The sequence below is a fragment of the Bradyrhizobium sp. RP6 genome (assembly GCF_003837805.1).
Classification (GTDB): domain Bacteria; phylum Pseudomonadota; class Alphaproteobacteria; order Rhizobiales; family Xanthobacteraceae; genus Bradyrhizobium.
This window is the reverse complement of the sequence record NZ_RQIT01000003.1, coordinates 291,311-315,287: the sequence shown is the minus strand read 5'-3', so window position 1 is coordinate 315,287 and position 23,977 is coordinate 291,311. Positions and strand designations below refer to the sequence as shown.

Below are 23,977 nucleotides of genomic sequence, written 5' to 3'. Positions count from 1 at the left end.
GCCATGAGCGAGAATGCCTCCATCGAAATGCTCGAACAGGTCGAAGATCGCGGCGGCGTCGCGCAGCCGCTGCTTCAGGTCAACGGGCTGACCAAGCATTTTCCCGTGCGCGGAGGGCTGTTCGCCGCAAAGCGCACTGTGAGCGCCGTCGACAACGTCTCGTTCACCGTTGCCAAGGGCGAGACGGTCGGCATCGTCGGCGAATCCGGCTGCGGCAAGTCCACCACCGCGCGGCTGCTGATGCATCTGATGCCGCGCGACGACGGTGACATCATCTATGACGGCATGACCGTCGGCCAGTCGCTGAGCTTGCGCGAATTGCGCCGCGGCATGCAGATGGTGTTCCAGGACTCCTACGCCTCGCTCAATCCGCGCCTCACCATCGAGGAATCGATCGCCTTCGGCCCCAAGGTGCACGGCATGGCCGACGCCACGGCACGTGCGCTCGCGCGCGAGCTGCTCGGCAAGGTCGGCCTGCGTCCGGAAACCTTCGCCAACCGTTATCCGCACGAGATCTCCGGCGGCCAGCGGCAGCGCGTCAACATCGCGCGGGGGCTGGCGCTGTCGCCGCGGCTGGTGATCCTCGACGAAGCCGTCTCCGCGCTCGACAAATCCGTCGAGGCGCAGGTGCTCAACCTGCTGGCCGATCTCAAGCGCGAGTTCGGCCTGACCTATCTCTTCATCAGCCACGACCTCAACGTGGTCCGCTACATCTCGGACCGCGTGCTGGTGATGTATCTCGGCGAGGTCGTCGAGCTCGGTCCGGTCGACCAGGTCTGGGACGCGCCGGCCCATCCCTACACGCGCGCCCTTCTTGCGGCGATGCCGTCATCGGATCCCGACAAGCGCACCGAGACGCCGCCGATATCGGGCGATCCGCCCAATCCGATCGATCCGCCCCCGGGCTGCCGCTTCCACACCCGTTGTCCGTTTGCGGAGCCGCTCTGCGCAAACGCGACACCAAAGCTCACCGCGCTCGATAGAATGGGCCACAAGGCCGCGTGCTACATGGCTATACCGGGTTCAGGCCATAGCCGCGCGCCCAGGGAGAAGATCGCATGACGAGACCGACACCGAAAGACATCAAGCCGATCGCGCTGGTCGCGGGCGTGCCCGTGGACGACGAGATCGCAACCCGCATCTCCAATGCCATCGGACCTGCCTTCGAGGGCTTCGCGGCCATTGCCGGTTCGCTGCCGTTCGACCTCGAGCCCGCCGGCTATGTGCTCGCGCAGACACAGAAGGTGTCGAAATGAGCACCGAACCCGCATTGATGACGCTCACCGAGGTCGCGCGTGCCATAGCGACGAAGCAGCTGTCCTCGCATGAGGCGACGCGCGCGCTGCTGCACCGCATCGGCCAATGGCAGCCGCACCTCAACGCGTTCATGTCGATCGAAGCGGAGGCTGCGTTGAAGGCGGCCGATGCCGCCGATGCCGAGCTTGCCAAGGGCAATGTCCGTGGTCCGCTGCACGGCGTGCCGCTCGCGCACAAGGATATGTACTACGACGCCGGTCACGTCGCGACCTGCGGCTCGCTGATCCGGCGCGACTTCGTGCCGACGGTCACCTCCACCGCCTTGCAGCGGCTGAAGGATGCCGGCCAGGTTCGCCTCGGCACGCTGCATCTGGCCGAATTCGCCTATGGCCCGACCGGGCACAACGCCCATTACGGGCCGGTGCGCAATCCCTGGAAGGTCGCGCACATCACCGGCGGCTCCTCGTCCGGCTCGGGCTCGGCGGTGGCCGCGCGGCTGACCTATGCAGCGCTCGGCTCGGACACCGGCGGCTCGATCCGCATGCCCGCGCATTTTTGCGGCGTCACGGGACTCAAGACCACCGTGGGCCGCGTCAGCCGCGCCGGTGCGATGCCGCTGTCGCAATCGCTCGACACCGTCGGGCCGCTCGCCCGCACCGCCGAGGACTGTGCGCTGCTGCTGGCCTTGATGGCCGGCGCCGACCCCGCCGATTCCACCTGCAGCCAAGAGCCGCTGTCGGATTATGTCGGCGCGACCAAGGGCTCGTTGAAGGGCCTGAAGATCGGCGTGCCCACGTCCTTCTACGTCGACGATCTCGACAGCGAGGTCGCGCGCGTGCTGGACGAGACCATCGCGGTGCTCAAGCGCGAGGGCGCCGACATCGTCAAGGTCGAGCTGCCGGACCAGCGGCAATTGTCCTCGGCCAGTCAGCTCGTGCTGGCGGCCGAAGCTGCCGCCTTCCACAAGCGCTGGATGATCGAGCGTCCGCAGGACTACGGCGCACAGGTCCTGATGCGGCTCCAGAACGGGCTCGCCGTACCCGCCGTCACCTATCTCGAGGCGATGCGCTGGCGCGGGCCGGCGCTCGCCGCGCACAGCGCCGCGACAGCGGGAGTGGATGCGGTTATCGCGCCGGCCTCCCCCGTGCCGGCGCCCACGATCGAGGAGAGCGATGTCGGCGGCGGTCCGAACGCTCCGGCCATGGTGCAGCGCCTGACGCTGTTCACCCGACCGGTGAATTTCCTCGGCCTGCCGTCGCTGACGGTGCCGTCAGGCTTCACCAAATCCGGCCTGCCTGTCGGCATGCAGCTGATCGGGCGCTCCTTCGACGAGGCGACCCTGCTCACCATCGGCGCCGCCTTCCAGCGCGCCACCGACTATCACGACCGTCTGCCGAAGCTGCCGTCATGACCAATCTCGTCGAGATCTCGGGCCTCAACATCCGCTTCACCGGCGAGCGCACGGTCTATGCCGTAAACGATCTCAGCCTCTCGCTGGGGAACAGCGAGGTGCTGGGCCTGCTCGGTGAATCCGGTTCGGGCAAGAGCGTGACCTTGCGTGCGCTGATGCGGCTCTTGCCGAAGAAGCGGACGCAGATCACGGGCAAGGTCAACGTGCTGGGACAGGACGTGCTCGCCATGAACGACGAGCAGCTCTCGTCGTTCCGCGGCCAGACCGTGTCGATGATCTTCCAGGAGCCGGCGCTGGCGCTCGATCCGGTCTACACCATCGGCGCGCAGATCGCCGAAAGCGTGGTGCGCCATGAAGGCAAGAGCTTTGCGGAAGGGAGGGCGCGGGCGCTCGAAATGCTCGAGGTCGTACGCATCCCTTCGGCCAAGCGGCGTCTCGACGCCTATCCGCACGAGATGTCAGGCGGCATGCGTCAGCGCGCGATGATCGCGCTTGCACTCGCCTGCCGGCCCAAGATCCTGCTGGCGGACGAGCCGACCACCGCGCTCGATGCCACCGTGCAGATCCAGATACTCCTGCTGCTGCGCGAGCTGCAGCGCGAGTTCGGCATGTCCGTCATCTTCGTCACCCACGACATCGGCGTTGCCATCGAGATCTGCGACCGCGTTGCGGTGATGTATGCCGGCCAGATCGTGGAGCAGGGCACGCTTCGCGACATCGTCCGCTCGCCGGTGCATCCCTACGCCAAGGGCCTGCTCGCCTCGACCATCCACGGCGCCAAGCGCGGCGCCCGCCTGGAGACCATTCCCGGCACCCCGCCCTCGCTGGCGGAGAAGCCGCACAATTGCTCCTTTGCTCCCCGCTGCAAGCTCGCAATGCCGCGCTGCCTGGAAGGGCTGCCCGCGAATGTCGAGGTCGGACCGGGGCGGGCGGCGAGATGCGTGCTGGCGGAGTCGGTCACCGTGGTGTCATAGTCCCGGATGAGTTGAGCTGGAGCATGATCCCGGCTGCGCGAGCCACACCGCCAGTATTCACACCTCATTCATTCCGGTTCCCGTTCGATGGCTCCGGTCACGGAGAGGGACCTCACTCATGTACATTTCCAACGAAGGCCTGGTGGTCATCCTGTTCGTCGGCCTGGTCGCCGGCTGGCTTGCCGGCAAGGTGGTGCGCGGGACCGGGTTCGGAATCATCGGCGACATCGTGGTCGGCATCGCCGGCGCGCTCGTGGCGAGCTTCCTGTTTCCCAAGCTCGGCATTCGTCTCGGCACGGGGCTCGTCTCCGAAATCGTCTACTCCGCCATCGGCGCCGTCATCCTGCTGGTCGTCGTCCGCCTGGTGCGTGGCGGGGGCAGGTTCTAGCCCCGCATTCGGCTGGCCGGAACTTTCAACCTCGCGATTTCCCGGAAGAGGCTGAAAGCCTGCAAGAAAAAGCCGCAAGCCTGTGAAATTCCGGACTTGCGCGGGAGGCCATCACGGGTAGATGTGGCCCATCAGGGCTCTGGATGAGCTCGGCTGCGTTGGACGCCGGGCGAACACGATGTTAATCCGGGGCGAGTACCCTGAATTGCCCGTGAAATCAGGGGCCTTGCCCCCTAGCCGAAAGAGATCAGACTGATGGCAGCCATCCCTGGCGTCCGCCGTTCAGAGCTCGGTGACGCCTTGCGCGCTTGTCGCACGGCGTTCGTCGGCGTCGGCTTGATGAGCTGCATGATCAACCTGCTCTATCTGACCGGGTCGATCTTCATGCTGGAGGTCTACGACCGGGTGCTGCCGAGCCGCAGCATCCCGACCCTGATCGGCCTCATCATCCTCGCCAGCTTCCTCTACATGGCGCAGGGCGTGCTCGACATGATTCGCAACCGCATCCTGGGGCGGATCGGTACCTCGCTCGACGAAGCCCTCAACAAGCGCGTGTTCGACACCATCGTGCGCCTGCCGCTCCTGGTCGGCAGCCGCAACGAGGGCCTCCAGCCGCTGCGCGATCTGGACAATGTCCGCTCCTTCCTCGGCGGCCTGGGTCCGAGCGCGTTCTTCGATCTGCCCTGGCTGCCGCTCTATCTCGCCATCTGCTTCGCCTTTCACGTCCTGATCGGCGTCACCGCGCTGGTCGGCGCCATCATCCTGGTCGGCCTGACGCTGGTCACCGAGTTCATGTCCCGCCAGCCGGCACGCGAGGCGATGGGGCTCGCCGCCCAGCGCAACGATCTCGCCCAGGCCAGCCGCCGCAACGCCGAGGTGATGGTGTCGATGGGCATGGCCGGACGGATGAACCAGCGCTGGAGCGAAGCCAACGAAAAATATCTCGCCGGCAATCAGCGTGCGAGCGACGTCGCTGGCGGTCTGGGTGCAGTCGCAAAGGTGCTGCGCATGATGCTGCAATCGGCCGTGCTCGCGGTCGGCGCTTATCTCGTCATTCACCAGGAGGCGACGGCGGGCATCATCATCGCCGGCTCGATCCTCTCCGCCCGCGCGCTCGCGCCGGTCGATCTCGCCATCGCGCATTGGAAGTCCTTCGTCGCGGCACGCCAGAGCTGGCACCGCCTCACGCGCCTGCTGGAGCAGATGCCGGCGCAGGCGATGCCGACCCAGTTGCAGGCGCCCACCAGCCGGCTCTCTGTCGAAGGCCTCGCCATGGTGCCGCCCGGCGACCAGCGCCTCGTGGTGCAGGACGTCACCTTCGCGCTCGCCGCCGGCAACGGCCTCGGCGTGATCGGCCCGAGCGGCTCCGGCAAGTCGTCATTGATCCGCGCGCTGGTCGGGGTCTGGCAGCCGGTGCGCGGCAAGGTGCGGCTCGACGGCGCGGCGCTCGATCAATGGTCGTCCGACATGCTCGGCCGCCACATCGGCTATCTGCCGCAGGACGTCGAACTGTTCGGTGGCACCATCGCACAGAACATCAGCCGGTTCGATCCCGGGGCGACCTCCGAGGATATCATCGCGGCTGCGAAAGAAGCCGGCGTGCATGACATGATCATCAAGATGCGCGAGGGTTACAATACCCAGGTGGGCGAGCAGGGCGCAGCGCTCTCCGCAGGCCAGGCGCAGCGCGTGGCGCTAGCGCGCGCGCTCTACGGCAAGCCCTTCCTGATCGTGCTCGACGAGCCCAACTCCAACCTCGACACCGAAGGCGACGAGGCGCTGACCCGCGCCGTCCGCGCTGCCCGCGAGCGCGGGGCCATCGTCGTCGTGGTGGCGCACCGCCCGATCGGCGTCGAGGCGGTCGACCAGATCCTGGTGCTGCGCGACGGCCGCATGCAGGCGTTCGGCCCCAAGGAGCAGGTGCTCGCCCAGGTGCTGCAGCCGCGAGCGACGCCGCCGGCACCGATCAAGATCGTCAGCGAAGGCGGAGTGGCCAAGTCATGAGCGCAAAGTCCATGAGCACAAAGTCATGAGCACGATGGCCATCGGCGGCCCGAAGCCGGCCGCGAAGAAGACCGTGCGCGACTCCATCAAGTTTCACCTGATCCTCGGCCTCGCGATCGTGCTGGTCCTGGTCGTCGGCCTCGGCGGCTGGGCGTCGACCGTCTTGATTTCCGGCGCGCTGATCGCGCCGGGGCAGATCGTGGTCGAATCCAATGTCAAGAAGGTGCAGCATCCGACCGGCGGGGTGGTTGGCGAGGTGCGCGCCCGCGACGGTGATCTGGTCAAGGCCGGCGACATCGTGGTGCGGCTCGACGACACCGTGACCAAGGCCAACCTTGCCATCGTCACCAAGAATCTCGATGCCGCGCAGGCGCGTGCGGCGCGATTGCAGGCCGAGCAGCGCGGCCTCGACAGCATCGAGTTTCCGCAGACGCTGCTCGAGCGTACCAGCGATCCCGACGTCAAGGTGCTGCTCTCGGCCGAAACCAAGCTGTTCGACGTCCGCGTCAACGGCCGCACCGGGCAGAAAGCGCAGCTGCGTGAGCGCATCACGCAGCTCAACGAGGAAATCTCCGGTCTCAGTGCCCAGGAGAAGGCCAAGGACCAGGAGATCGCGCTGGTACAGAACGAGCTCACCGGCGTGCGCGAGCTCTACGAAAAGCGCCTGGTGCAGATCTCGCGGCTGACCCAGCTCGAACGCGACTCGGCGCGTCTCAACGGCGAGCGCGCGCAGTACATCGCCTCGCGCGCCCAGGCCAAGGGCAAGATCACCGAGACCGAGCTCCAGATCATCCAGATCGACAAGGACGTGGTCAGCGAGGTCTCCAAGGACCTGCGCGAGACCAATGACAAGATCGGCGAGCTGATCGAGCGCAAGGTCGCGGCCGAAGACCAGCTCCGGCGCGTGGACATCCGCGCGCCGCAGGACGGCATGGTGCTGCAATCGACCGTGCACACCGTCGGCGGCGTCGTCACGGCCGGCGATACCTTGATGCTGATCGTTCCGCAGGCCGACGATCTCCAGGTCGAGGCCAAGGTCAATCCGGTCGATATCGACAAGCTTCAGATCGGCCAGAAGACGCTGCTGCGCCTCTCGGCGTTCAACCAGCGCACCACGCCGGAGCTCAACGGCGTCGTCAGCCGCGTCTCGCCCGACGTCACCACCGACCAGCGTACCGGCCAGGGCTACTACACCATCCGCGTCTCGATGCCGGCCGAGGAGGTCGCCCGGCTCGGCGACGTCAAGCTGATTCCCGGCATGCCCGTGGAAGCCTTCGTCCAGACCGGCGACCGCACCATGCTGTCCTACCTGATGAAGCCGCTGCACGACCAGCTGATGCGGGCGTTCCGGGAGAAGTGACGCGCGAAAGCGCGTCATCTTTCCTCGTCATTGCTTCGCTGCGCTCGCAATGACGACTTGGCTACGATCCTGCTATAGTGCGCTTGTTTCAAGCAAAGCGGCGGTCGAATCATGCAATCCCCACCTTCCATCGCCACCGAATCCCTCACCGACGCGAGCCTCGCGGTTGCCCGCCTCGAAGAGATCTACGAGCGCAACACCAAGTTCCTGCGCGACCGGTTCGAGGCCTATGTCAATGGCGAGACAGTCACGACGCGAATGCGGGCCTATTATCCCTTCGTCCGCATCACCACCGCGACGCATGCGCGGCTGGATTCGCGTCTGTCGTATGGCTTCGTCGCGGGCCCCGGCGTGCATGAGACCAGCGTGACGCGGCCGGATCTGTTCCGCAGCTATCTCACCGAGCAGATCGGATTGCTGATCCAGAATCACGGCGTGCCGGTCGAGATCGGCGAATCGGCCGAGCCGATCCCGATCCACTTCGCCTATCGCCGCGACATCAATATCGAGGCCGCCATCACCACCAGCGAGAACTCCGCCGTCACGCGGTCGCTGCGCGATGCGTTCGACGTGCCTGATCTCGCGACGATGGACGATGCGATTGCCGACGGCACCTTCGAGCTCCGGCCGGGGGCGCCCGAGCCGCTGTCCCTGTTCCGCGCCGCCCGCGTCGATTACTCGCTGCGCCGGCTCTATCACTACACCGGCACCGATCCCGAATATTTCCAGAACTTCGTGATCTTCACCAATTACCAGTTCTATGTCGACGCCTTCGCGCAACTCTGCCAGCAGCGGCTTCAATCCGGCGAGGCGGGCCTCGACGCTTTCGTTGCACCCGGCAACGTCGTTACGCGCGCCGGCGGCGCGACGACGGGTGTTGCCCCCGCGCGCGCACCGCAGATGCCGGCCTTCCATCTGGTCGAGGCCGGCTATCGCGGCATCACGCTGATCAACATCGGCACCGGTCCCTCCAATGCGCGCAACATCACCGACCACGTTGCGGTGCTGCGGCCGCACGCCTGGCTCATGCTCGGCCATTGCGCGGGACTGCGCAACACGCAGCGGCTCGGCGACTACGTGCTCGCGCATGGCTATGTGCGCGAGGACCACGTGCTCGACCGTGAGCTGCCGCTGTGGGTGCCGATCCCGGCGCTCGCCGAGATGCAGGTCGCGCTCGAGGAGGCGGTCGAGGATGTCACCGGCCTCGAAGGTTTCGAGCTGAAGCGCCTGATGCGCACGGGGACGGTGGCGAGCGTCGACAACCGCAACTGGGAGATTTCCGGGCCTGAAGTGATCCGCCGCCTGTCGCAATCGCGCGCGGTCGCGCTCGATATGGAATCGGCCGCGATCGCCGCCAACGGCTACCGTTTTCGCGTCCCCTACGGCACGCTGCTTTGTGTCTCCGACAAGCCGCTGCACGGCGAGATCAAGCTGGCCGGCATGGCCAGCGAATTCTACCGCCGCCGTGTCGGCCAGCATCTCGAAATCGGGCTCAAGGCGCTGGAGCGGCTCAAGCAGCAGGAATCGGAGCGACTGCATTCGCGAAAGCTCCGCAGTTTCGCCGAAGTCGCGTTCCAGTAGGTCGGGCCCTCCCTTCATCCCTGCTGACAAGCCGGAGAATTTTCCGCATTGTGCGCGAGGGGGGCGACCGGGACGCTTTCAATGCCGCTGACGCGCGACAAGATCATCGGCCACGACCTCGAACGGCTGGCCTTCCGCTTCACCATGCTGAACGATGGCGAGGTCGTGCATTGCCAGATCAGCGACGCCGCGATGGACGAGCTCGCGGGCATGCAGGGCACCGAAAGCAGCGCCCGTCAGGCACAATTCCTGTCCCTGCGCGAGACCATCGAGCGGATCGCATCAGATCTCTACGACGAAGCACCGCGGGTGAAGGGGTATGTGGTGCGGATTTTCACGCGGCATTTGGGACGGTGAGATGGAACGTCACGACGAGCACCGTCCCTCGCCGTCGAGGCTCCCCTTGCGATGCAAGGGGAGCACCTCAGGATGACGGTATTGGAAGTGTCCCTGCTGCGGCAGCCGCTCACCCCTCCAGCTTCCTCAGCAGCAACTTCAGCGCTGTTGCCGCAAACACCTGCATGTTGGCAAACCGGTCGCTGCTGCCCGTCTCCAGCGTCATCACCTCCGCGGCGGGGCCTGCGACCGCCATGCAGCTATGGCCCGCTGCGTCGCCGTAGCGGTTGCCGGTGGGGCCGGCGGCGCCGGTCTCGGACAGACCCCAATCACAATTGAAGCGGCTGCGCATCTGCTCGGCCAGCAGTTGGGCGTAAGGCTCCGACGACGACCGAAAACCCTTCATGCCGTCATCCGAAATATCCATCAGCACCCGTCTGGCATCGCGGGTGTAGACCACCGCGCCGCCGAGGTAATAGGCGGAGGCGCCAGGCACCGCGAGCAGGCTGGCCGAGATCAGGCCGCCGGCCGATGATTCCGCAACCGCGATGGTCTGTTTGCGTGCGATCAGCTGGGCCGCGACCCGTTCCGCAATTCCGACGAGCTCTTTCATCCCTGAAACCCCTCTTTCCTTCGCAACCGAGCTGCGCCTTCCTAGCATATGCCGGTGGCCCCGGCTGAGTTGCGGGCGGCGGGCAGGCCTGCTTGAATGCAGGCACGAGACAAGAATTGACGAGGAAACGTGAAGGAGACGTCATGGCGTCCCTGATCGCCGGCGGGGTGGACTGCGATGTGCATCCGGCCGTGCCGCATCTGACCAGCCTGCTGCCCTACCTGAACGATTATTGGCGCGATCAGGTCACGACGCGCGGCATGGTCGACCTGGTCTCGCAATCCTATCCGCAGAACTCGCCGATTACGGCACGGCCCGACTGGCGGCCCGAGCAGGGCAAGCCGGGCGAGAGTCTGGCGGACATGCAGCGCCATGTGCTCGATCCCTTCCAGCTCGAGCATGCCATCTGCAATCCGCTGTACGGCGTGCAGATGGTGTTCTCCGAGGACATGCAGGCCGCCTTCTGCCGCGCGCTGAACGATTGGCTGGCGAAGGAATGGCTCGATCGCGACGCGCGGCTGCGTGGCTCGATCGTGATCCCGACGCAAGGCGTCGAGAAGGCGGTCGCCGAGATCGAGCGCTGTGCGCCGGACAGGCGCTTCGTGCAGGTCTTGATGCTCGTGATGGGCGACGTGCCGCTCGGCAAGCGGGCGCTGTGGCCGATCTATGAGGCCGCGGAGCGCCTGGAACTGCCGGTCGGCATTCATGCCGGTTCCGCCTATCATAATCCGCCGACCGCGGTGGGGTGGGGGTCCTACCACATCGAGGACTATGTCGGGCAGGCCCAGGCGTTCCAGACCCAGCTCACCAGCCTGATCGTCGAAGGCGTGTTCGCCAAATATCCGAAGCTGAAAATGGTGATGCTGGAGTCCGGCGTCTCCTGGATCGCGCCCTATCTCTGGCGCCTGCACAAGTTCTGGCGCGGGGTGCGGATGGAAACGCCCTGGGTCGATCGCGCGCCGCTGGAGATTGTGCGCAGCAACATCCGCTTCTCGTTACAGCCATTTGATGCGCCGCCGGAACCGGAGACATTAATTCGCCTGTTTGATCATATGCAGTCGGACGAATTGGTCCTATTCTCCACGGACTATCCGCACTGGCAGTTCGACGGCCAGGACGCGCTGCCCGAAGGTCTGTCCCCCGATCTCGTGCGCAAGATCATGATCGACAATCCGCATGCAACCTATCCCCGCCTGAAATGAGCCCGCTGCCAAAGGAGGCAAGGCGATGAATATCCAGTTCCGCGAGAGCCAAGAAGCCGCGTCCCCCCTGACCGTCAAAACCGCGATCGCGGACTGCGACATCCACCCGGCACGCGCCACCCGCACCGAGCTCTACCCCTACCTCGCAAAACGCTGGCAGCATCACCTCGAAGTCTACGGCGTCCATGCCTATCAGGGCATGATGGAAGGCCCGCCCTATCCCAAAGCCCAGCCCAACGCCTCGCGCCGCGATGCCTATCCGCCGGAAGGCGGCCCGCAGGGCTCCTCGCTGTCGTTCATGCAGGAGCAATTGCTCGATCCCAACAACGTGCAGCTGGGCGTGCTCAACCCGCTCAACACCGGGCAGGGCATCCGCAATCACGAGCTCTCGGCGGCCCTATGCTCGGCGATTAACGACTGGCAGATCGACAAATGGACGTCCAAGGACAAGCGGCTGAAGGCATCCATCGTCGTCGGCAATGAGGACGGACTGTCGGCCGCCGCCGAGATCCGCGAGCGCGCCGGCGACAAGAACTTCGTGCAGGTGCTGCTGCTCAGCCGCAATGTCGAGCCGCTCGGCCAGCGCCGCTATTGGCCGATCTACCAGGCCGCGGAGGAGGCCGGCCTTCCGGTCGGCGTCCACGCCTTCGGCTTCGGCGGCAACCCGATCACGCCGTCGGGCTGGCCGTCCTATTACATCGAGGAGATGGTAGGTCACTCGCAATGCCAGCAATCGGCGCTGGCGAGCCTCGTGCTGGAGGGCGTGTTCGAGCGTTTCCCGAAATTGAAGATGGTGATGATCGAGGCCGGATTCGGCTGGGCGCCGTCGCTGGCGTGGCGGCTCGACAAGGCCTGGCAGCGGCTCAGGAGCGAGGTGCCGCATGTGAAGCGGCCGCCGTCGGAATATATCCGCGAGCAGGTGTGGTGGACGACGCAGCCAATGGAGGATCCGGAGCGTCGCGAGGACCTGTTCGACGTCATCAAATGGATCGGCTGGGACCGGCTTCTGTTCGCGACCGACTATCCGCATTGGGATTACGATGAGCCCTCGCGCGTCTTGCCGGCGGGCGTCAGCGAGGCCAATCGCGAGGCGTTCTATTTCGGCAACGCGAAGAAGCTCTACGGCGTTTCCTGATGGCAAGACACGTCATCGCGCCGGTCGACGAGCTTCCGCCGGGCACGCGAAAGTTTTTGGAGATCGACGGGCGGCCGATCGCAATCTTCAACATCAAGGGCGAGTATTTCGGCCTGATGAACCGCTGCCCGCATCAAGGCGCGGCGCTGTGCGAGGGACCGCTGATCGGGCTGGCGCAGTCGAGCAATCCCGGCGAGATCGAATACACCAAGTTAGGGGAGATCATCCGCTGCCCCTGGCACGGCTGGGAGTTCGACATCCGCACCGGCCAATCCTATTGCGACCCCCGCCGCTTCCGCGTCAAGGCCTATCCGGCCCATGTCGAGCCGGGCGCGAGCGTGGTGAAGGGGCCGTATGTCGCCGAGACTGTCACGGTCAGGATCGAGAGTGACTACGTGGTGGTGGAGCTGTAGCCCCTGTCATTCCGGGGCAGCCCGCAGGGCTGAACCCAGAATCCATCGTGCGACAGAAATGCTGGGAGAGATAGATTCTGTGATGCGCAATTGCGCATCAAAGCTCGCCTCTTCGAGGCGCCCCGGAATGACACCGTCCTAACGCCCCGCCACCGGCTCCGGCACCGCATCATAGGCCGGCACCGCCTTGCCGCCGCGATACACCGTCGAGGCCGCGATGATGCCGAGCAGGGCGGCGAACATCAGCCAGAAGCCGGGCGAGGCCTTGTCGCCGGTCCGCTCGATCAGCCAGGTCGAGGCGAACGGCGTGAAGGTGCCGAACAGGGCGGCGGCGAGCGCAAACGCCAGCGAGAAGCAGGTGGTGCGGACATGCGCGGGAACGATCTCGACGAGGGCACCCAACATGGTGCCGCTGTAGACGCCGAAATAGAACGAGAACATCATTTCGACCGCGAGCAGCTTGCCGAAGCTCGGCGCCGCCACCAGCCAGTGCAGAGCCGGATAGGCGGTGACGAGCGACAGGCAGGCGATCGCGATCAGCACCGGCTTGCGGCCGATGCGATCGGAGAGCGCGCCGCCGACCGGATTCCAGATGAAGTTGGTCACCGCCACCAGCAGGGTGACCAGCAGCGCATCCTGCGTCGACAGCTTCAGCACGGTCTTGCCGAAGGTCGGCGTATACACGGTAACGAAGTAGAACGTCGTCGTGGTCAGGATCGCGATCATCATGCCGAGCACGACGACGCGCCAGTTGGCGAGCGCCGAGGCGAACACCTCGCTCGCGCTCGGATGCTTCTTCATGGCGAGGAAGGCCGGCGTCTCCTCCAGCGTCCGCCGCAGGAGGAAGATCAGCGGAATGATCAGGCAGCCGACGAAGAAGGGAATGCGCCAGCCCCAGGCGGCCACGGTGTCGGCCGGCATCACCTCGGAGAGGATGTAGCCGAGGATCGAGGCCACGAAGATCGCGACCTGCTGGCTCGACGACTGGAACGAGGTGTAGAAGCCGCGATTGCCGGGCGTCGAGATCTCCGCGAGATACACCGACACGCCACCGAGCTCGACGCCGGCCGAGAAGCCTTGCAGCAGCCGGCCGATCAGCACGATGACCGGTGCTGCGATGCCGATGGTCGCGTAGCTCGGGCAGAACGCAATGACGACGGTGCCGAAGGCCATGATGCCGAGCGTGACGATCAGTCCCTGGCGGCGGCCGATGCGGTCGATATAGGCCCCCAGCACGATGGCGCCGACGGGGCGCATCAAGGCGCCGAGCCAGAACACGCCGAACGTGTTGAGCAGGGAGGCGGTCTCGTCGGTCGAGGGGAAGAACGCCTTGCCGATCGCGGCGGCATAGAAGCCGAACAGGAAGAAGTCGAACTGCTCGAGGAAATTGCCGCTAGTTGCGCGCAGGATCGCCCCGACGCGTGACTTGATTGCGGGCGGACTGGTTGAGGCGGCTGGTCCAGCCATGACGTTGCTCCCCTTGGAAAGACGTGGCCGGGCCGACTGAAATTCACGGCAAGGCGACAGATTGATGCTGCGACAATCTGTCATACCCCTTCCCGCGCGGAGCGGGGCGAGTCAACCGGTATTCCGGAGGAAGCTGATGATTTTTCAGGCTTTATTTTGCGTTGCAGCGACGATCCATTGCCGGAATGCGGCAAGTTTCGGCGCCTCGCGGCGGCCCTCCGGCGCGACCAGGTAGAACCCGGCATCGGCCGGCAGTGCGATCTTGAAGGGGACAACGAGGCGGCCCTTGGCGATGTCGTCCTGAACGTAGGAGGTCCGCCCCATCGCCACGCCGATGCCGTCGATCGCGGCCTGAATGGTCATGAAGATCATGTCGAAGGTGATGCCAGGTTGCCTTGCGATGTCGGCCGGCAGGCCCGCCGCAGTCAGCCACAGCCGCCAATCATCGCTGTTGGCGTTCGAGGTGTGCAGCAGCGGATGGTTGCGCAGATCCTCCGGCCGGCGCAGCGGCTTGTCGCCGCGCAACAGCGACGGGCTGCACACCGGAAACAGCTCGTCCGCCATCAGCCAGTCGGCGCGCAGGCCCGGCCACTGGCCGCGGCCATAGCGGATCGCGGCATCGACATTGTCGCGCTGGAAGTCGACGAGGCTGGTCGAGGTGGTGATGCGCACGTCGATGCCGGGATGCTGCTCCTGGAAATCGGTCAGGCGCGGCAGCAGCCATTTTGCCGCGAGCGAGGCCAGTGTCGACACGGTCAGCACCTTGTCGTCCTCTTTGCGCAGCAGGCGGTCGGTGGCGAGCCGGAGGTCGTTGAAGGCGGCGCGAACGCCCGGGAGGTAGTCGCGCGCCTCCGGCGTCAGCGCCAGCGCGCGGTTCTGCCGGATGAACAGGCGGATGCCGAGTTCCTCCTCGAGTCTGCGGATCTGATGGCTGATCGCGGTCTGGGTCACGTTCAGCTCGCTGGCTGCCAGCGTGAAGCTGAGATGGCGCGCGGCGGCCTCGAACGCCCGCAATCCGTTCAGGGACGGCAATCTGGCAGTCATTTGGCAGCAGGATGCATGACGTTATTTCATGCGAAAAGGTACAAATTGTCGTTTGTCGCAGCGCGGTAGGAAGCAGATATTAGCGGTCAACTTAGCTCCAGGAGCTGAAAATGTCTACTTTGACAGACAATTCGATGACAAATCATCATGCACCCGGCCTGATCCAGCAGATCGGCGAGACGCTTCACGTCTGGCATGAGCGCTACCGCACCAGGCGCGAGCTGACCAACTGGACCGCCCGCGACCTCCATGATGTCGGGCTGTCCTGGTCCGACATCGCCTACGAGGCCGACAAACCCTTCTGGCGGGCCTGATTGGCCGCCAGGCCGGCGCCGCCTGACTGTGGGGCGCCGGCGGTCCCTTTTTGCGCACGGCATGTGTCATGAGCATCCTTCGCCTCGAAGACCTGAAGCAATATTCGGATACGCTGCGCACCCGCGACGGAGCGGCGCTCAACGTTCGCTTCGTCGAGCCGCGCGACACCGAGGAGCTCCAGCACTATTTCCGTTCGCTCTCGACGCGCTCTCGTTACAATCGTTTCTTCGGCGCGATCAGCGAGCTGCCGCAGGGCCTGCTGCACGACTTTCTTCAGATCGGCGAGGGCGAGCGCTTCACGATCGTTGCGACCATGATGGTCGACGGCTTCGAGACCATCGTGGCCGAAGCGCGCTATGCCTTTCATGCCGAGACCGCGACTCTCGAGTTCGGCCTGTCGGTCGACGACCGCTGGCAGGGTCACGGCATCGCCACCGCGCTGATGAAGAACCTCGAATGCCGCGCCGCCGCGCTTCGAGCCGAGCACATGTTCGGCGACACGCTGCGCTCCAACGAGGCGATGGTTTCGCTCGCGCGCAAAGCCGGCTTCGCCTTCGTCCACCATCCCGACGACTGGAAGCTGGTGCGCTTCGACAAGGAGATCAGCGTCGCTCCGAAAGACATTCCCTGCGCGAGCTGGCGCCTCGCTGCCCTTTCCCGTCAGGCCGACAGCCCCTCAGCCTCGGCCTGACACCACTGCAGCCCGGCCTGGCCACGCCAGAGCCGGGCGTCTTTTTCGCCTTCCGCTCTCTTCATCGTCATTCCGGGGCGCGAATAGCGCGAACCATGATGCGCAATTGCGCATCGGAGAATCCATTTCGCCGCGCGTTCTGCGGCCCAATGGATTCCGGGCCCGATGCTCCGGGCCGCGCCTTGCGGTCCCGTCGCATAGCCCCGGAATGACGCTCCTCGTTTCGGAGCTACTTCCCCGTGAACACCGCTTTCCGCTTCTCGATGAACGCCTGCACCGCCTCCTTGTGATCGGCGGTCGTGGTCAGGCGGATCAGCCGTTCAGCCTCGTGATCCCTGGCCGTTTCGAAATCGAACAGCACGGCCTCGTCCAGATTGTCCTTCATGTAGCGCAGCGCCAGGCGCGGGCCTTCGGCGAGCGATCTGGCCAGTGCGAAGGCCTCGGTCTGCAGCTTGTCATCAGGCACCACGCGGTTGACGAGGCCGATGGCTTCGCAACGCGCGGCATCGACGCGATCGCCGGTGAACATCAATTCGCGCGCCCGGGCGGTGCCGACCAGCCGGGTCAGCAGCCAGGCGATGCCGTAGTCGCCGGAGAGCGCGATCCGGGCGTAGCCGGTGGCGACGAAGGCCGATTGCGCGGCGATGCGGATGTCGCAGGCCATGGCGATGGCGAGGCCGGCGCCGACCGCGGGACCGGGTAGCGCGGCGATGGTTGGCTTACGCACCGACACCAGCGCGCCGGTCAGCAGCCGCTGCCGCTCCTTGAGATCGGCGACCTTGTCGTCGAAGGACATTTCGAGCTTCTTCGGATCGCGATGCGCGCCCATCCCCTTGACGTTGCCGCCGGCGCAGAAGGCTTCGCCCGCGCCGGTGAGCAGCAGCGCGCCGACACGTGGATCCTCGCCGCAGGTTCGGATCATCGTGCGCAGCGCCGGCGTCAGCGCGTCCGACAGCGAATTGCGCGCCTCCGGCCGGTTCAGCGTGATGATGGCGACGCGGTCGCGAATGACGCAGAGGAGCTCGCTGGTACCGGTGTCGATGGTAATTTCCGTGGTCATGTCGCCTCCCCATTTTGTTGTCATTCCGGGGCGATGCGAAGCAGCGAACCCGGAATTTCGAGATTCCGGGTTCGGTCCTGCGGACCGCCCCGGAATGACGAGCTGAACTCAAAACTTCTCCACCCAGGGCCGCAGCTCCAGCTCCCAGCTCCAGGCGCTGCGCGGCTGCTGCAGCACGTTCCAGTAGCTCTCCGCGATCGCGTCGGGATCGAGCATCGAATCCGGCTTGTCCGCCGGTTCGGTTCGCGTCGCGCTCCTGATGCCGCCGTCGATGACGAAATGCGCGACATGGATGCCTTGCGGCGACAACTCGCGCGCCATGCTCTGTGCGAGGCCGCGCAGCGCGAACTTGCCCATCGCGAACGGCGCGGACTGCGCATAACCCTTGACGCTGGCGGAGGCGCCGGTGAACAGGATCGCGCCGTGCTTGTTCGGCAGCATGCGCTTGGCCGCCTGCTGTGCGACCAGGAAGCCGCCATAGGCGCTGACCGCAATCGCCTGCGCGACGTCGGCCGGAACGAGCTCGATAAAAGGCCCGCGCGTGCGGCCGCTCGCATTGTATACGACGAGGTCGGGCGTTCCGATCTCACGCTCGACGAGGCCGAACAGCCGTTCCACCTCGTCGGGCTCGGTGGCATTGCAAGCATAGGCCCTGGCCCCTGTCTCGCTGCAGAGCGCGCCGAGCTTTTCGATCTTTCGCGCGGCGAGCGCGACGCGGACGCCCTGGGCGGAGAGCAGCCGCGCCAGCGAGGCGCTCAGGCCTTCGCCGGCGCCGACGATGAGGGCGATCTTGTATTTCGGATGTTCCATGGCGTGATCTCTCGGAAGCAGGAGCCGCTGATCTATGCATGGGCTGTGCGAAGAACCAGCCGGGAAGATGACAACTCCGCAGAGCGAATTGCTCCTCTGCGGCGATCATGCCGCCCTGACAATTTGCGGCTTTATCGCGGTCCGCGACTGGAGCATGATCGACATCATCCCAAGCGGCAAGCGCAAAGAATTGCCGTGGGACGGAAACGAAGAGGACGATCATGCACAAGCCGGTCACAGCGCAGCCACAAGATGTCGCGGCCGCACCATCCGGCCTGCTGGCGCCCGATACGTCAGGCATGAATTTCTACCGCGCCGATCCGGCGCTCGCCGATCTCCTGCGCATCCATCTGCCTGATACGCTGTTCCGTCATATCGAGCCGCATCTCGATCGTCTCGGCGAACTCGCCGGCGGCCGTCTCGACGAGTGCGCCCGGCTCGCGGACCGGCATACGCCCATTCTGCACCAGCGCGACAAGTTCGGCCGTGACGTGCAGTGGATCGAATACCACCCGGCCTATCGCGAACTGGAGAACGCTGCGTTCGGCGAGTTCGGCATCCACGCGCTCTCGATCCGCAAGGGTATCATGGGCTGGCCGGACAAATTTCCTGTGGTGGCCAAGCACGCCTTCACCTTCCTGTTCAACCAGACCGAATTCGGCATGGGCTGCCCGATCAACGTCACCGACGGCTGCGCCAAGCTGCTAGCAAACTTCGGCAGCGAGGCGCTGAAGGCAAAATATCTCGACGGCCTGACCTCGACCGACATGAGCAAGCTGACCCAAGGCGGCCAGTTCATGACCGAGAAGGAGGGCGGCTCCGACGTCGGTACGCTGACCACGCGCGCGGTGCAGGAGGGCGACCATTGGCGTCTCTACGGCGAGAAGTGGTTCTGCTCGAATGCGGATGCGAAGGTCGTGATGCTGCTGGCGCGGCCCGAAGGCGCCGGCCCCGGCACGCGTGGCGTCGGCCTGTTCCTGATGCCGCGCTTCCTCGACGACGGCTCGCAGAACAACTACCGGATCGTGCGGCTCAAGGACAAGCTCGGCACGCGTTCGATGGCCTCGGGCGAGATCAAGCTCGAAGGCGCGATCGCCTACGTGGTCGGCAAGCTCGACCGCGGCTTCGTGCAGATGGCCGAGATGGTCAACTCGTCGCGGCTCTCCAACGGCGTCAAGTCCGCCGCGCTGATGCGCCGCGCCTATCACGACGCGATGACGGTGGCGACGAACCGCGTCGTGTTCGGCAGCCGCATCATCGACCTGCCGCTCGGGCGGCGGCAGATGATGAAGATCATGCTGCCGGTCGAGCAGGCGCTGTCGATGAGCTTTCTCACCGCCGATGCACTCGATCGCGCCGAAGCCGGCAGCCAGGATGCGGCGGCGCTCCTGCGCATTCTCACCCCGACGCTGAAATTCCGCGCCACGCGCGACGCGCGAAAGGTCTGCGGCGATGCGCTCGAGATGCGCGGCGGCATCGGCTACATCGAGGAATTCGCCACCGCCCGCCTGCTCCGCGACGCGCATCTCGGCTCGGTCTGGGAGGGCACCGGCAACATCGTGGCGATCGATGCGCTGCGGCGCGCGGTCGGCCGTCACGGCGCGGAGTCCGCGCTCGCGGCCGATCTGCAGGCCCGGCTCGACGACAGCGCCTCCGTGCCGCAGGCCTGGCGCGATCGTCTGCGCGGCCTCACCGATCGCGCCGTCGGCTTTGCGCGCGAGGTCGCAAGCAAGTCCGAGAACGAGGCGGAGGCGCGCCGCGCCACCAGCCTGCTCTATCATGTCGCCAGCGCGGTCGCGTTCGCCTGGGAGGCGCATCGCATCCACGACATGCGCGGCGATGCGCGCCGCTTGCTGCTGTCACGCCTCGTCATCGATCATCGGGTGTTGCCGAGCGATCCGTTCCGGCTGACGGAAAATGCCGCGCAAGCGAACATCGCAGCGTTGTTGCTCGGCGATCGCGCAGGCAGCATGAGCGAGGTTGGCGAACTGGTTCTGGCGGCGTAGGCTCGCCCTTCACCTCTCTCGATGGGAGAGGTGAAGTCCCCGCAAGTAACGAAAATCATAACAATGAGGAAACACCGATGAAGGCCGCCGTCCTCCATGAAGTCAACCAGCCGCTCGTCATCGAGGACGTCAGCCTGCCCAAGCCCGGCCCGCGCGAGGTTCTGATCCGCACCGCGGTCGCCGGCCTCTGCCACTCCGATCTCCATTTCATGGAAGGACTCTATCCGCATCCGCTGCCCGCGGTGCTCGGGCACGAATCCGCCGGCGTGGTCGAGCAGGTCGGCTCCGATGTCACTTACGTCAAGCCGGGCGACCACGTCGTCACCTGCCTGTCGGTGTTCTGCGGCACCTGCGACAACTGCACCACGGGCCGCACCGTGCTCTGCACCGACACCACGGTGAAGATGCTGCCGGGCGTCTCCAACCGGATGCAATGGTCGAAGCCCGAGAAGCTGCACCAGTTCCTGAATCTCTCGTCATTTGCCGAGCAGATGCTGGTGCACGAGAACGCCATCGTCAAAATCCGCAAGGAAATGCCGCTCGATCTCGCCGCGCTGATCGGCTGTGGCGTCATCACCGGCTACGGCGCCGTGGTGAACACGGCCAAGGTGACGGCCGGCGAGACCGTGGCGGTGATCGGCTGCGGCGGCGTCGGCATGGCCGCGATCAACGGCGCGCAGATCGCCGGCGCCGGCCGCATCATCGCCATCGACACCAATCCGGCCAAGCTCCAGCTTGCGACCAAGCTGGGGGCGACTGATATCATCAACCCGGCGGATGGTGACGTCGTGAAGCAGGTGCGCGACCTCACCAATGGGGGGGTGCATCATTCCTTCGAGGTGCTCGGCCGCAAGGAGACCGCCGAGCAGGCGTTCGGCATGCTCGCTTCCGGCGGCACCGCAACCATCGTCGGCATGATCCCGTTCGGCCAGAAGATCGAGCTGCACGGCTTCGACTTCCTGCGCGAGCGCAAGATCCAGGGCTCCTCGATGGGCTCCAACCATTTCCGCGTGGACATGCCGCGCCTGGTCGACTTCTATTTGCGTGGCCGCCTGCACCTCGAGGACTGGATCTCGGCCAAGCTGAAGCTCTCCGAGATCAACGAGGGCTTTGCCAACATGAAAGCCGGCAGGACGCTGCGCAGCGTGATCATGTTCGATAGTTGAGGTCGGTATCGCTGTTTTCGCTCCGTCATTGCGAGGAGCCCTTGCGACGATGCAATCCAGGATCCTCCGCGGAGGTAGTCTGGATTGATTCGCGGAGCCTGTCATCGGGCCGCGCTTCGCGCGGACCCGTTGGCTCGCAATGACGTGGAGGGATCAATCGTCAAACATCTTCGGCGGCGCGAACCCGCCGAACTCGCGCTCGATCAGCTCGGCGAGCTTGAGCGGCGTGCGGTCCTCGAGGAAGGGGCCGACAATCTGGACGCCGACGGGCAGGCCGCTCTTCGACAGACCGAGCGGAACTGCCGTTGCAGGTAGACCCGGAAGCGTGGCAATGCCCGGCCAGGCGAGCTGGTCGGAATAGGGATAGTCCTTGCCGTCGATGCTGATCGTTCGCAGCCGCTGCTCCGGCGAATGATCATGCGGAAAGGCCGGCGTCGGCATGATCGGGCAGATCACCGCGTCGAAGCTCCCGAACAGCGCGCGCCATTGCGCACGCAGGCCGGCGCGGCTGCCGGCGTCGAGCACCCAGGCGCGGTGGCTTGCGGTGATGCCACGCAGTCGCTCCGCGCCGAGGCTGCGATCCTCCGGTGACAGCTGGCTCGCCCGCGCCTGCGCATCCGCCAGCTCGTCGGGAGGCAAGAACGCGCCGAGGAAGCTCAGCAACATGCGCATGTAAAGCCGCGACGTCTCCGCGAAGTCCGGGAGCAGTGGGCTCTCTCGTGCGACGGTCACGCCGGCCTTCGCAAGATCGGTTGCGAGCTTGTCGATCGCGCCGCGGACATCCCGGTCGGTCGGCAGCAGCGGATGGCTGTCGATCACCAGGACACGAAAATCCCGCAGCGACTGATGCCGTGCAGCTGGCAAGTCGAGCTTGTAGGCGATACCGGCGTCGAGCGGATCGGGTCCCGCCATGACGTCGAGCAGCAAGGAAAGATCCGCCGCCGTGCGCGCCATCGGCCCGATGACGGCGAGGTCGCCCTCGCGCGGAATGGCTGGAAACGGCGGCGGAGTCTCGCCACGCGCCGCGCAGAGATTGATGGTCGGCTTGTGCGCAAAGATGCCGCAATGAAATGCCGGCACACGCAGGGAGCCGCCGATATCCGAGCCGGTGGCGAGCGCGCAATAGCCCGCGGCGAGGGCTGCGGACGATCCTCCGGACGATCCGCCCGGTGTGCGGCCGAGATCATAGGGGTTGCTGGTGGTGCCGTAGATGTCGTTGTAGCTCTGCCAGTCGCCGAGGCCGACCGGCACGTTGGTCTTGCCGAGAATGATGCCGCCGGCCTGCTTGATGCGGGTCACCGCCAGCGCGTCCTCCACAGGCTTGAAGTCCTTCTGCGGCACGAACCCCCAGGTCGTCGGCAGGCCGGCGATGTTGAAGGATTCCTTGATCGTCGTGGGCAGGCCGAGCAGCGGCTTGCGCTCGCCGCGGGCCAGCGCCGCGTCCGCCTCGCGCGCCGCAACGAGCGCGCGCTCGAAATCGCGCACACAGATCGCGTTGATCCTGCCGTCATGCCGTTCGATGCGTTCGATCGCATCCTGCGTGAGCTCGACCGCGGAGACCTTCCTCGCGCTCAATGCGGCCGACAACTCGACCGCACTCTTGAAACTCCATTCCGACCTCGCCACGGCGTTCTCCCGCTCTGGTTGTTGGAGGATGATGCGCAGTTTGGCCGAACGCGGCAACGGCTGTTTGATGGAGATTGCTATGTCAGTGGGACAGTGTGGCTCCTACGCCGCCCCGATCACGATCCCGACCGCCAGCACGATGGCGCCGCCCAGCACGATCTGGAACACCGCCTGGAGGAACGGGGTGTCCATGTAGCGCGAGCGGATGAAGGCGATTGCCCACAATTCGAAGAACACGACGACACAGGCGATTCCCGTCGCGATCCAGAACGCATTGGCCCAGCTGTCGGGAACGAGATAGGGCGCGGTGTGGCCAAGCCCGCCGAGCGTCGTCATCGCGCCACAGGTGATGCCGCGCAGCCAGGGCGAGCCGCGCCCCGTGAGCGAGCCATCATCGGACAGCGCTTCCGCAAATCCCATGCTGATGCCGGCGCCGATCGAGGCGGCGAGGCCCACCAGAAAGGTCTGCCAGTTCTGATGCGTGGCGAAGGCCGCCGCAAACAGCGGCGCCAGCGTGGAGACCGATCCGTCCATCAGGCCGGCAAGACCCGGCTGCACATATTGCAGCACGAACATACGCCGCCGCGTGCGATCCTCCTCGGCGCGCACGTCCGGCTTCAGGATCTCGTCGGTGAGTTTCACGGCGGTATGCTCGTGAGCCTTCTCGGCTTCGGCGAGATCGCCGAGCAGCCTGCGCACGTTGACATCCTCGGCCTGCTCGGCGGCCTTGGCGTAGAAGCGCTCGGCCTCGAGCTCCATGGTCTCGACTTCCCGGCGGATCGTGTCGAGCGGCAGGTTCTTGGTCAGCCAGATCGGGCGGCGGCGCAGGAAGCCCTTGACGTCCTCGCGGCGGATCGGCGGCAGATGCTGGCCGAAGCGCTGCTCGTAGGTTTCCAGCAGCATGTGACGATGGCCACGCTCTTCCTCGGCCATCTGCTCGAACAGCTTTGCCGAGTCCGGATAGCGCTCCTTCAGATCCTCGGCGAAGGTCATGTAGATCCGGCTGTCCTCCTCCTCGGAGGAGATCGCGACCGCCAGCACTTCGCGTTCGGTCAGATCGGCAAAATTTTTCACGGCAGCCTGGCTTCCTAGTTTAGAACTATTCTAAATATATAGGG

Annotated in this window: 23 protein-coding genes; 16 read left to right on the top strand and 7 right to left on the bottom strand. The window is 65.6% G+C overall.

Translation table 11 applies throughout. The features are described 5' to 3' along the window. The first annotated feature begins 3 nt into the window (after positions 1-3). The 9 genes from EHH60_RS10375 (at position 4) to EHH60_RS10335 (ending at position 9,332) form a co-directional block, all read left to right on the top strand. Positions 4-1,062 (top strand): ABC transporter ATP-binding protein, encoded by a 1,059-nt coding sequence (locus tag EHH60_RS10375; RefSeq protein ID WP_199751392.1) that lies wholly within the window; start codon positions 4-6, stop codon positions 1,060-1,062. Beyond that, entirely contained in the window at positions 1,059-1,256 is a 198-nt protein-coding gene (locus tag EHH60_RS10370) for a hypothetical protein (protein WP_124159362.1), read from the top strand. The genes EHH60_RS10375 and EHH60_RS10370 overlap by 4 nt, the downstream gene beginning before the upstream one ends. Further along, complete coding sequence (locus EHH60_RS10365) at positions 1,253-2,668, top strand: amidase (protein ID WP_124159361.1); 1,416 nt, start codon at positions 1,253-1,255, stop codon at positions 2,666-2,668. Before EHH60_RS10370 ends, EHH60_RS10365 begins: the two co-directional genes overlap by 4 nt. Then, positions 2,665-3,642, top strand: coding sequence for an ABC transporter ATP-binding protein (locus EHH60_RS10360; RefSeq protein ID WP_124159360.1), 978 nt, complete (start codon positions 2,665-2,667; stop codon positions 3,640-3,642). The genes EHH60_RS10365 and EHH60_RS10360 overlap by 4 nt, the downstream gene beginning before the upstream one ends. Before the next feature lie 118 nt (positions 3,643-3,760). Next, on the top strand, positions 3,761-4,030 hold the full coding sequence (locus EHH60_RS10355) for a GlsB/YeaQ/YmgE family stress response membrane protein (protein WP_124159359.1): 270 nt from the start codon (positions 3,761-3,763) through the stop codon (positions 4,028-4,030). Between the two features lie 255 nt (positions 4,031-4,285). Beyond that, positions 4,286-6,034, top strand: a complete 1,749-nt coding sequence (locus tag EHH60_RS10350; RefSeq protein ID WP_124159358.1) for a type I secretion system permease/ATPase — start codon at positions 4,286-4,288, stop codon at positions 6,032-6,034. Between the two features lie 25 nt (positions 6,035-6,059). Then, positions 6,060-7,394 carry an HlyD family type I secretion periplasmic adaptor subunit gene (locus EHH60_RS10345; RefSeq protein WP_124159357.1) on the top strand — a complete coding sequence of 445 codons (1,335 nt, stop codon included), beginning with the start codon at positions 6,060-6,062 and terminating at the stop codon, positions 7,392-7,394. A 111-nt stretch (positions 7,395-7,505) separates the two neighbouring features. After that, on the top strand, positions 7,506-8,975 hold the full coding sequence (locus EHH60_RS10340) for an AMP nucleosidase (protein WP_124159356.1): 1,470 nt from the start codon (positions 7,506-7,508) through the stop codon (positions 8,973-8,975). An 81-nt stretch (positions 8,976-9,056) separates the two neighbouring features. Further along, positions 9,057-9,332 carry a DUF1488 family protein gene (locus EHH60_RS10335; protein WP_124159355.1) on the top strand — a complete coding sequence of 92 codons (276 nt, stop codon included), beginning with the start codon at positions 9,057-9,059 and terminating at the stop codon, positions 9,330-9,332. Positions 9,333-9,441: 109 nt separating this feature from the next. Here EHH60_RS10335 and EHH60_RS10330 read toward each other — a convergent pair whose 3' ends face one another. Next, positions 9,442-9,924, bottom strand: a complete 483-nt coding sequence (locus tag EHH60_RS10330) for a CinA family protein (protein ID WP_124159354.1) — start codon at positions 9,922-9,924, stop codon at positions 9,442-9,444. 143 nt (positions 9,925-10,067) lie between these two features. On the opposite strand from EHH60_RS10330, the gene EHH60_RS10325 reads away from it, so the two are divergent. From EHH60_RS10325 to EHH60_RS10315, 3 genes are read left to right on the top strand one after another with little or no spacing between them, the layout of a single operon-like run. Beyond that, complete coding sequence (locus EHH60_RS10325) at positions 10,068-11,126, top strand: amidohydrolase family protein (protein ID WP_199751391.1); 1,059 nt, start codon at positions 10,068-10,070, stop codon at positions 11,124-11,126. 25 nt (positions 11,127-11,151) lie between these two features. Then, positions 11,152-12,261: an amidohydrolase family protein gene (locus EHH60_RS10320; protein ID WP_124159352.1), complete on the top strand. Its 1,110-nt coding sequence runs from the start codon at positions 11,152-11,154 to the stop codon at positions 12,259-12,261. After that, positions 12,261-12,674 (top strand): Rieske (2Fe-2S) protein, encoded by a 414-nt coding sequence (locus EHH60_RS10315; RefSeq protein ID WP_124159351.1) that lies wholly within the window; start codon positions 12,261-12,263, stop codon positions 12,672-12,674. Before EHH60_RS10320 ends, EHH60_RS10315 begins: the two co-directional genes overlap by 1 nt. A gap of 138 nt (positions 12,675-12,812) precedes the next feature. On the opposite strand, the gene EHH60_RS10310 is transcribed toward EHH60_RS10315, so the two are convergent. Continuing rightward, on the bottom strand, positions 12,813-14,141 hold the full coding sequence (locus EHH60_RS10310) for an MFS transporter (RefSeq protein ID WP_124159350.1): 1,329 nt from the start codon (positions 14,139-14,141) through the stop codon (positions 12,813-12,815). Between the two features lie 144 nt (positions 14,142-14,285). After that, positions 14,286-15,185, bottom strand: a complete 900-nt coding sequence (locus EHH60_RS10305) for a transcriptional regulator GcvA (RefSeq protein WP_124159349.1) — start codon at positions 15,183-15,185, stop codon at positions 14,286-14,288. A 110-nt stretch (positions 15,186-15,295) separates the two neighbouring features. Between EHH60_RS10305 and EHH60_RS10300 the strand changes: the two genes are divergently transcribed. Next, a complete protein-coding gene (locus tag EHH60_RS10300; RefSeq protein ID WP_124159348.1) occupies positions 15,296-15,499 on the top strand; it encodes a DUF1127 domain-containing protein in 204 nt (67 codons plus the stop codon). 68 nt (positions 15,500-15,567) lie between these two features. Then, the gene (locus tag EHH60_RS10295) at positions 15,568-16,191 is read left to right on the top strand and encodes a GNAT family N-acetyltransferase (protein ID WP_124159347.1); all 624 of its coding nucleotides are present in this window, start codon (positions 15,568-15,570) and stop codon (positions 16,189-16,191) included. A gap of 229 nt (positions 16,192-16,420) precedes the next feature. Here the strand turns inward: EHH60_RS10295 and EHH60_RS10290 are convergent, their stop codons facing one another. Together EHH60_RS10290 and EHH60_RS10285 are read right to left on the bottom strand one after the other, a co-directional pair. Continuing rightward, positions 16,421-17,251 carry an enoyl-CoA hydratase gene (locus EHH60_RS10290; protein ID WP_124159346.1) on the bottom strand — a complete coding sequence of 277 codons (831 nt, stop codon included), beginning with the start codon at positions 17,249-17,251 and terminating at the stop codon, positions 16,421-16,423. Positions 17,252-17,359: 108 nt separating this feature from the next. Beyond that, positions 17,360-18,061: an SDR family NAD(P)-dependent oxidoreductase gene (locus EHH60_RS10285; protein ID WP_124159345.1), complete on the bottom strand. Its 702-nt coding sequence runs from the start codon at positions 18,059-18,061 to the stop codon at positions 17,360-17,362. 221 nt (positions 18,062-18,282) lie between these two features. Between EHH60_RS10285 and EHH60_RS10280 the strand changes: the two genes are divergently transcribed. Further along, positions 18,283-20,067 carry an acyl-CoA dehydrogenase family protein gene (locus tag EHH60_RS10280; protein ID WP_124159344.1) on the top strand — a complete coding sequence of 595 codons (1,785 nt, stop codon included), beginning with the start codon at positions 18,283-18,285 and terminating at the stop codon, positions 20,065-20,067. A gap of 77 nt (positions 20,068-20,144) precedes the next feature. Further along, the gene (locus tag EHH60_RS10275) at positions 20,145-21,233 is read left to right on the top strand and encodes a Zn-dependent alcohol dehydrogenase (RefSeq protein ID WP_124159343.1); all 1,089 of its coding nucleotides are present in this window, start codon (positions 20,145-20,147) and stop codon (positions 21,231-21,233) included. 153 nt (positions 21,234-21,386) lie between these two features. On the opposite strand, the gene EHH60_RS10270 is transcribed toward EHH60_RS10275, so the two are convergent. Beyond that, on the bottom strand, positions 21,387-22,859 hold the full coding sequence (locus tag EHH60_RS10270; protein ID WP_124159342.1) for an amidase: 1,473 nt from the start codon (positions 22,857-22,859) through the stop codon (positions 21,387-21,389). 102 nt (positions 22,860-22,961) lie between these two features. Continuing rightward, positions 22,962-23,933: an iron exporter MbfA gene (gene mbfA / locus EHH60_RS10265; RefSeq protein ID WP_124159341.1), complete on the bottom strand. Its 972-nt coding sequence runs from the start codon at positions 23,931-23,933 to the stop codon at positions 22,962-22,964. Between the last annotated feature and the right edge of the window lie 44 nt (positions 23,934-23,977).

Bases quoted from the DNA above. Each gene is read 5' to 3' on its own strand.
- EHH60_RS10375 (WP_199751392.1), top strand. From the start codon at position 4: ATGAGCGAGAATGCCTCCATCGAAATGCTCGAACAGGTCGAAGATCGC.
- EHH60_RS10370 (WP_124159362.1), top strand. From the start codon at position 1,059: ATGACGAGACCGACACCGAAAGACATCAAGCCGATCGCGCTGGTCGCG.
- EHH60_RS10365 (WP_124159361.1), top strand. From the start codon at position 1,253: ATGAGCACCGAACCCGCATTGATGACGCTCACCGAGGTCGCGCGTGCC.
- EHH60_RS10360 (WP_124159360.1), top strand. From the start codon at position 2,665: ATGACCAATCTCGTCGAGATCTCGGGCCTCAACATCCGCTTCACCGGC.
- EHH60_RS10355 (WP_124159359.1), top strand. From the start codon at position 3,761: ATGTACATTTCCAACGAAGGCCTGGTGGTCATCCTGTTCGTCGGCCTG.
- EHH60_RS10350 (WP_124159358.1), top strand. From the start codon at position 4,286: ATGGCAGCCATCCCTGGCGTCCGCCGTTCAGAGCTCGGTGACGCCTTG.
- EHH60_RS10345 (WP_124159357.1), top strand. From the start codon at position 6,060: ATGAGCACGATGGCCATCGGCGGCCCGAAGCCGGCCGCGAAGAAGACC.
- EHH60_RS10340 (WP_124159356.1), top strand. From the start codon at position 7,506: ATGCAATCCCCACCTTCCATCGCCACCGAATCCCTCACCGACGCGAGC.
- EHH60_RS10335 (WP_124159355.1), top strand. From the start codon at position 9,057: ATGCCGCTGACGCGCGACAAGATCATCGGCCACGACCTCGAACGGCTG.
- EHH60_RS10330 (WP_124159354.1), bottom strand. From the start codon at position 9,924: ATGAAAGAGCTCGTCGGAATTGCGGAACGGGTCGCGGCCCAGCTGATC.
- EHH60_RS10325 (WP_199751391.1), top strand. From the start codon at position 10,068: ATGGCGTCCCTGATCGCCGGCGGGGTGGACTGCGATGTGCATCCGGCC.
- EHH60_RS10320 (WP_124159352.1), top strand. From the start codon at position 11,152: ATGAATATCCAGTTCCGCGAGAGCCAAGAAGCCGCGTCCCCCCTGACC.
- EHH60_RS10315 (WP_124159351.1), top strand. From the start codon at position 12,261: ATGGCAAGACACGTCATCGCGCCGGTCGACGAGCTTCCGCCGGGCACG.
- EHH60_RS10310 (WP_124159350.1), bottom strand. From the start codon at position 14,141: ATGGCTGGACCAGCCGCCTCAACCAGTCCGCCCGCAATCAAGTCACGC.
- EHH60_RS10305 (WP_124159349.1), bottom strand. From the start codon at position 15,185: ATGACTGCCAGATTGCCGTCCCTGAACGGATTGCGGGCGTTCGAGGCC.
- EHH60_RS10300 (WP_124159348.1), top strand. From the start codon at position 15,296: ATGTCTACTTTGACAGACAATTCGATGACAAATCATCATGCACCCGGC.
- EHH60_RS10295 (WP_124159347.1), top strand. From the start codon at position 15,568: ATGAGCATCCTTCGCCTCGAAGACCTGAAGCAATATTCGGATACGCTG.
- EHH60_RS10290 (WP_124159346.1), bottom strand. From the start codon at position 17,251: ATGACCACGGAAATTACCATCGACACCGGTACCAGCGAGCTCCTCTGC.
- EHH60_RS10285 (WP_124159345.1), bottom strand. From the start codon at position 18,061: ATGGAACATCCGAAATACAAGATCGCCCTCATCGTCGGCGCCGGCGAA.
- EHH60_RS10280 (WP_124159344.1), top strand. From the start codon at position 18,283: ATGCACAAGCCGGTCACAGCGCAGCCACAAGATGTCGCGGCCGCACCA.
- EHH60_RS10275 (WP_124159343.1), top strand. From the start codon at position 20,145: ATGAAGGCCGCCGTCCTCCATGAAGTCAACCAGCCGCTCGTCATCGAG.